Source organism: Mycolicibacterium vaccae NBRC 14118 = CIP 105934 (genome assembly GCF_001552715.1).
In the GTDB taxonomy this organism is placed as follows: domain Bacteria; phylum Actinomycetota; class Actinomycetes; order Mycobacteriales; family Mycobacteriaceae; genus Mycobacterium; species Mycobacterium vaccae.
Genome location: NZ_BCRS01000234.1, coordinates 1 through 6,371, shown reverse-complemented (window position 1 = coordinate 6,371; position 6,371 = coordinate 1). Strand labels below are relative to the sequence as shown.

The window sequence follows — 6,371 nt, the reverse complement described above, 5'->3', positions numbered from 1 at the left end:
ATCGCCGCGGCGGCCGCCGCCGACGCCCGCCCGGTGTGGGCCCGCGCGCTGGGCCGGCGGCTGCCGCCCACCGGCGCGTCGGACAGGTTGCTCCCCGAAACGGTGGCCGCCGCTCAGATCACGGGGTTCCTGGACAACCGCTCGGTCGCGGTTCGCAACAGCCTGCGCACCGGCATCGGCCTTGCCCTGGCGGTGGCCGTCACCCACGTCTTTCCTGTCGAGCACGGCTTCTGGGTGGTGCTCGGAGCGCTGTCGGTGCTGCGCAGCAGCGCGCTGACCACCGGCACGAGGGTGTGGCGGGCGGTGTTCGGCACCGCGATCGGATTCCTGCTGGGCGCGGTGCTGATCAGCCTGGTCGGGGTCGATCCGGTGGTGTTGTGGGTGCTGATGCCGGTGGTGGTGTTCGGGTCGGCCTACGTGCCCGAGATCGCGTCGTTCACCGCGGCGCAGGCGGCGTTCACCATGATGGTGCTGATCTCGTTCAATCTGATCGTGCCGTCGGGGTGGCAGGTCGGACTGATCCGGGTGGAGGACGTCGTGGTGGGCGCGCTTGTCGGCGTGGCGGTTTCGATGCTGCTGTGGCCGCGCGGGGCTACTTCGTCGGTGTCGCAGGCCATCGACTCGGCCCGCGCCGTGTTCGCGGGCTATCTGCGAGCGGCCGTTCTGCGGGTCACGCGCGGCGCCTTCGAGGAGCGCACCGACGAGGTCGCTAGGCTCAGCCACGAGGCGCTGGCAGCCTCGCGCGTCATCGACGACGCGGTCCGCCAGTATCTGTCCGAGAGCAGCGGCGAGACGGACTTCCGCGCGCCGATCGTGCGGTCCTTCAACCGGGCGATCCGCTTGCGCGGAGCCGCCGACCTGGTCGCCGACATCCCCACTCCCCCGCCGCTGGACGCGTATCCGAAGGTCCGCGCGGCGCTGGAGCTACACACCGAGGCGATCTGCGCCCGGGTGTCCGGACGGGCGCCCGACGAACCGTTCGCGCCCATCAGCGATGATTTCGTCCTCGCGCTGCGCGCGGAGGCCCGCCCCGACACGCTGGGCGTGTCGGCGGCGTTGCCCCTGCTGACCGCGGCCGCCGCGCTCGGTGAGCTGGAACTGCTCTACCCGCGGCCGGCCGGGGCCGATTAGCCGCGGCCCGCCGGGCGGTGGGGCCGCAGCGCATCCGGCGGGATCGCGCCGAACTTTCCGGCCTCGAAATCCTCGACCGCCTGGATCAGTTCGGACTTCGAGTTCATCACGAAGGGGCCGTACTGGACGACGGGTTCGCGAATCGGTTTGCCGCCCAACAACAGAACCTCCAACGCCGGCCGGTTGGAGTCCTGGGACCCGTCGGCGGCCACCGTGATGCGGTCACCCGGTCCGAACACGGCCAGCTGGCCCTGCTCGATGGGATGCGCCACCGGCCCGACCGCGCCGCGGCCCGACAGCACGTAGACGAGCGCATTGAAGTCGCGGTTCCACGGCAGGCTCAGCCGCGCTCCGGGCTGGATTGTCGCGTGCGCCATCGTGATCGGCGTGTACGTCGCGCCGGGGCCACCATGGCCGTCGATCTGACCGGCGATGATCCGCACCAGCGCCCCGCCGTCGTCGGACGACAGCAATGCGACCTGGTCGCCCTCGATGGCCTGGTAGCGCGGGTCGGCGAACTTGTCGCTGCGGGGCAGGTTCACCCACAGCTGGATGCCGTGGAACAGTCCGCCGCTGTCCACCAGTTCGGCGGGTGGGGTCTCGATGTGCAGGATGCCCGAGCCGGCGGTCATCCACTGGGTGGCGCCGTCGGTGATCAGACCTCCGCCGCCGTGGGAGTCCTGGTGGGCGAACCGGCCGTCGATCATGTAGGTGACGGTTTCGAAGCCGCGGTGGGGGTGCCAGTCGGTGCCGCGGGGTTCGCCCGGCTGGTACTCGATCTCACCCATCTGGTCCATGTGCACGAACGGATCCAGGTCGCGGGGGTGGACCCCGGCGAAGGCGCGGACGACGGGGAAGCCCTCGCCCTCGTAGCCGCGGGGCCCGGTGGTGACGGAACGGACCGGGCGCTCGGTGTCGGAGGGACCGGCGGTCCCGATGCGGGGCAGGGTCAGCGTGTCGGCTGTGATCGCAGGCATGCCGACAATAACCGGACCACGGTCCGATACATTCCCGGGTTGCGTTGCCGTCGCGCGGGTACCCCCGCCGCTGCGGAAGGAGATAGCGGTGACCGAACCGAACGAGCAGACGACCTGGGAGGTCGTCGTCGGCACGCTGTACGACCGGGGGAACCCCGCCGACGGCGCGCAGGAGAGCGCCCTGGTGCAGGGCCCCGAAGCCGAGGCCCGGCGGGTCTACGCGGACGCGACGGGCGAGGCGGCCGAACGCGGCTACGAGTACGTGCGACTGCGCCACGACGGCACGGACGTCGAGTCGTGGCCGCAGGCCACCGGCTGGACGGTTTAGCTCAGCACGCCCTGGGCGGCGGCACGCGCGTCGAGGGCGCTCCTGGTGGACAGCACCGCCTGCGCCGCGTCACGGCACTGCTGCCACGTCACCTGGGACAGTTTCGCGCCGACACCCTGCACCGCGGCGGCGGCCGCCGACAGCGACGTCACGCCCAGGCCGGTCAGCACGCACGCCAGCAGCGGATCGGCGGCGGCCTCGCCGCACACCCCGACCGGCTTGCCGGCGGCGGCGCCGGCCTTGGCCGTCATCGCGACCAGGGTCAGCACGGCCGGCTGCCACGGGTCGGTCAGCGTGGCCAGGTCGGCTGACATCCGGTCGGCAGCCATCGTGTATTGCGCCAGGTCGTTGGTGCCGATGGACAGGAAGTCGACGTGCGCCAGGATCCCGTCCGCCAGCAGCGCCGCAGCGGGTACCTCGATCATCACCCCGGGGGTCAGCCCGTACGAACGGGCCTTGGTCCCAAAGCTTTCCGCTTCTTCGGCGGTCGCGATCATCGGCGCCATCACCCAGGGCGGGTTTCCGGTGCGCTCCCCCGCGGCGGCGATCGCCTCGAGCTGATGCTCGAGTAGTCCGGGGTTGCGGGTCGCGATCCGGATGCCGCGCACGCCCAGGGCGGGGTTGGCCTCGTCGGGGTGACCGGCGAACTTCAGCGGCTTGTCCGAGCCGGCGTCGAGCGTGCGGATCACGACCTTCTTGCCGGCGAAGGCCTCGAGCACCTCGGCGTAGATCTCCGTCTGTTCCTCGACCGTTGGTTCGGTGTCGGTGTTGAGGAAGCACAGCTCGGTGCGGAACAGACCGACGCCGTCGGCCGGGGTCTCCCGGGCGGCGCGCGCGGCGGCCCCATCCTGAACGTTGACCAGCACCGAGACGGCGTGGCCGTCCGAGGTGGCGCCGGGTCCGGCCCAGTGCGCGGCCTCCTCGGCGGCGCGTTGCGCCCCGGCGACCTCTTCGCGGGCGGTCGCCTCGTCGGGAGAGACGGTGACCGTGCCGAGGGTTCCGTCGACGAGCACCATGGCGCCGGCGGGCACGTCGTCGAGTCCGTCGACGGCGACGATGCACGGGATGCCGAGCTGGCGGGCGATGATCGCGGTGTGGCTGGTCGGTCCGCCGAAGGTGGTCGCCAGCGCGACGACGAGCGTGGGGTCCAACCCGGCGGTGTCGGCCGGCGCGAGGTCCTCGGCGCACAGGATCGACGGTTCGTCGGGTAGCGGGACGCCCGGTTCCGGCAGCCCCTTCAGCTCGGCGATCACGCGGTCGCGGATGTCGCGCAGGTCGGTGACCCGCTCGGCCATCAACCCGCCGAGCTTGGTGAACATGTCGACGAACTGTGCGATGGCGGCCTCGATCGCGCGCACCGCAGGCGCTCCCTCGTTGACGCGTTTCTCGGCCACGCTGAGCCAGCCGCGGTCCTGGGCCAGTGCCGCGGTCGCGTTGAGCACCTCGGAGGCGTTCCCCGTCGCGTGCGCAGCCCGCTCCCGCAGCCGGGCGGCGACCGTTTCGACCGCCGCGACCAGGCGTTCCCGCTCGGCCTCCCGCTGATCGTCGGGGATCTCGACGACCGGGTCGTCGGAGAGGTCGGGCAGCTTTCCGGGACGGATCACCGGCGCGTATTGAACGCCGGCGACAACGGGCACTCCGTGCAGGACCGTGCCGGCAAGTGAGGTGAGCGAGGGCGACGACGTCATGTGAACCAGGTTACAGAATCCCATTGACAGGTCAACACGTTCAGGAGTAAAACCAAACATACCAACATTGGATTGCTTTGATTCCCACATTGCTTTGAGTCCCACATTGCTTTGATCCCCGTACGGAGCCCGATGTACCCCGAGGAACGGCAGCAGGCCATCGCGTCGCTGGTGATGTCGCAGGGTCGCGCATCGGTCACCGAGCTGGCCCAGGCCTACGACGTCACGACCGAGACCGTGCGCCGTGACCTCGCCGTCCTCGACAAGGCCGGCATCGTGCGCCGCGTGCACGGTGGCGCGGTCCCGGTCCGTGCGCTCCATCTGGTCGAGCCCGGCGTCGGCGAGCGCGACATCACCCGCGCCGAGCACAAGGACGCGATCGCCGTAGCGGCCGCGGAGTTCTTCCCGCGCGGCGGCGGCAGCGTGCTGCTCGACGCGGGCACCACCACGATGCGCATCGCCGCGCACATCCCCACCGACCGCGAGCTGGTGGTCGTCACGAACTCGGTGCCGATCGCGGCCCGGCTGGCCACTGTGCCGTCAGTGTCGCTGCAGCTGCTCGGCGGCCGGGTGCGCGGCGTCACCCAGGCCGCGGTCGGGGAGCAGGCGCTGCGGGTGCTCGACACCCTGCGGGTCGACATCGCGTTCCTGGGCACCAACGCACTCAGCGTGCGCCACGGACTGTCCACCCCCGACAGCGACGAAGCCGCCGTGAAACGGGCGATGGTCCGCGCGGCCAACTACGTCGTGGTGGCCGCCGACTCGTCGAAGATCGGCCGCGAGGAGTTCGTCAGCTTCGCACCGATCTCGTGTGTGGACACCCTTATCACCGACCCCGAGATCTCGTCCGCCGCCGACGCCGAACTGAGCGAACACGGCGTGGAGGTCATCTGTGCAGGAGGCCAGAAGTGATCGTCACCGTGACCGCCAACCCGAGTATCGACCGGACCGTGACGCTGCCGTCGCCGCTGACCCGCGGTGCGGTGCACCGGGTCACGTCGGTGACCAACCAGGCCGGCGGGAAGGGCGTCAACGTCGCGAAGGTGCTGACGATGGCCGGCGTGGACGCGCTCGCCGTACTGCCGGCCGGCCCCAACGACCCGCTGCTGACCGCACTTCAGCTCGCCGCGGTGCCCTACCGGATCGTGCCGACGAGCGAACCCGCGCGCACCAACCTGACGATCACCGAGCCGGACGGCACCACCACCAAGATCAACGAGCCGGGTGCGGCGCTGGACGGGCAGACCCTGGACGCGCTGACCCGCGCGGTGCTCGACACCGCCGAGGGCGCGGACTGGGTGGTGATGTCGGGATCGCTGCCGCCCGGCGTGCCGGCGTCCTGGTACGGCGACGTCACCGCGCTGTTGACGGCCATGGACTGCCGGGTCGCGGTCGACACCTCCGACGCGCCGTTGGCCGCGCTCGTCGGTTCACTGGACCGCGGCGCACCCGATCTGATCAAGCCGAACGCCGAAGAGCTGGCCAGCGTGCTCGGCCTGTCGCCCGAATCGCTGGAAGACGCTGTCACCCAGGGCAATCCAGAGCCAGTGGTGGCGGCCGCCCGGCAGCTGGTCGACCGTGGCATCGGCGCGGTGCTGGCAACGCTCGGCGCTGCCGGCGCCGTGCTGGTCGATCGCAACGGCGCCTGGATGGCGACCCCGCCGCCGATCGTGCCGCGCAGCACCGTCGGCGCCGGCGACTCGTCGCTGGCCGGCTACCTGCGGGCCGAGGTCGGCGGCGCCGTGCCTCCGCAACGACTGCAGATGGCCGTCGCGTACGGCAGCGCCGCGGCCTCGCTGCCCGGCACGACACTGCCCACTCCCGCCGAGATCGACCTGAATGCCGTTCAGGTTTCGCCCATCTCGCCCATTCCGGCCAATCAGTAGCGACAAGAGGACGAAGGTAGTGCCATGACCAGCTCCGCGGCTCCCATCATCACGCGCGACCTCGTGCTGCTCGACGTCTCCGTCGACGGGGACAAGCAGGCCGTCATCAGCCGACTGGTCGGCGCGCTGGCCGCGGCGGGACGCACCAACGACGCCGACGGACTCATCGGCGCCGCGATGGCGCGTGAAGGCCAATCGGCCACCGGGCTGCCCGGCGGCATCGCGATCCCGCACTGCCGGTCGCCGTATGTGGACACCGCGACCATCGGGTTCGCCCGGCTCAAGCCCGGTGTGGACTTCGGCGCACCGGACGGTCCCGCCGATCTGGTGTTCCTGATCGCGGCGCCCGAGTCGGGCGGCC

The 6,371-nt window shown here is 71.3% G+C and carries 7 protein-coding genes; 5 read left to right on the top strand and 2 right to left on the bottom strand.

Annotation, left to right across the window (positions count from 1 at the left end):
* A partial coding sequence (locus tag MVA01S_RS27915; protein ID WP_169801781.1) for an FUSC family protein occupies positions 1–1,131 on the top strand: 1,131 nt, incomplete at its 5' end.
* Here MVA01S_RS27915 and MVA01S_RS27910 read toward each other — a convergent pair.
* Complete coding sequence (locus MVA01S_RS27910; protein WP_003930740.1) at positions 1,128–2,108, bottom strand: pirin family protein; 981 nt, start codon at positions 2,106–2,108, stop codon at positions 1,128–1,130. The two genes, MVA01S_RS27915 and MVA01S_RS27910, sit on opposite strands and share 4 nt — an antisense overlap.
* A gap of 88 nt (positions 2,109–2,196) precedes the next feature.
* Here MVA01S_RS27910 and MVA01S_RS27905 point away from each other — a divergent pair, with 88 nt between their 5' ends.
* Positions 2,197–2,436, top strand: a complete 240-nt coding sequence (locus MVA01S_RS27905) for a hypothetical protein (RefSeq protein WP_003930739.1) — start codon at positions 2,197–2,199, stop codon at positions 2,434–2,436.
* On the opposite strand, the gene ptsP is transcribed toward MVA01S_RS27905, so the two are convergent.
* Positions 2,433–4,184 carry a phosphoenolpyruvate--protein phosphotransferase gene (gene ptsP / locus MVA01S_RS27900; RefSeq protein ID WP_040541404.1) on the bottom strand — a complete coding sequence of 584 codons (1,752 nt, stop codon included), beginning with the start codon at positions 4,182–4,184 and terminating at the stop codon, positions 2,433–2,435. The two genes, MVA01S_RS27905 and ptsP, sit on opposite strands and share 4 nt — an antisense overlap.
* A gap of 72 nt (positions 4,185–4,256) precedes the next feature.
* Between ptsP and MVA01S_RS27895 the strand changes: the two genes are divergently transcribed.
* The 3 genes from MVA01S_RS27895 to MVA01S_RS27885 form a co-directional block, all read left to right on the top strand.
* Positions 4,257–5,036: a DeoR/GlpR family DNA-binding transcription regulator gene (locus MVA01S_RS27895; protein WP_003930737.1), complete on the top strand. Its 780-nt coding sequence runs from the start codon at positions 4,257–4,259 to the stop codon at positions 5,034–5,036.
* Entirely contained in the window at positions 5,033–6,010 is a 978-nt protein-coding gene (gene pfkB / locus MVA01S_RS27890; protein WP_003930736.1) for a 1-phosphofructokinase, read from the top strand. Before MVA01S_RS27895 ends, pfkB begins: the two co-directional genes overlap by 4 nt.
* Before the next feature lie 24 nt (positions 6,011–6,034).
* A partial coding sequence (locus MVA01S_RS27885) for a PTS sugar transporter subunit IIA (RefSeq protein ID WP_159426361.1) occupies positions 6,035–6,371 on the top strand: 337 nt, incomplete at its 3' end.

Excerpts from the sequence above, each read along its gene's own strand:
- MVA01S_RS27910 (WP_003930740.1), bottom strand. The coding sequence starts at position 2,108 with ATGCCTGCGATCACAGCCGACACGCTGACCCTGCCCCGCATCGGGACC.
- MVA01S_RS27895 (WP_003930737.1), top strand. The coding sequence starts at position 4,257 with ATGTACCCCGAGGAACGGCAGCAGGCCATCGCGTCGCTGGTGATGTCG.
- ptsP (WP_040541404.1), bottom strand. The coding sequence starts at position 4,184 with ATGTTTGGTTTTACTCCTGAACGTGTTGACCTGTCAATGGGATTCTGT.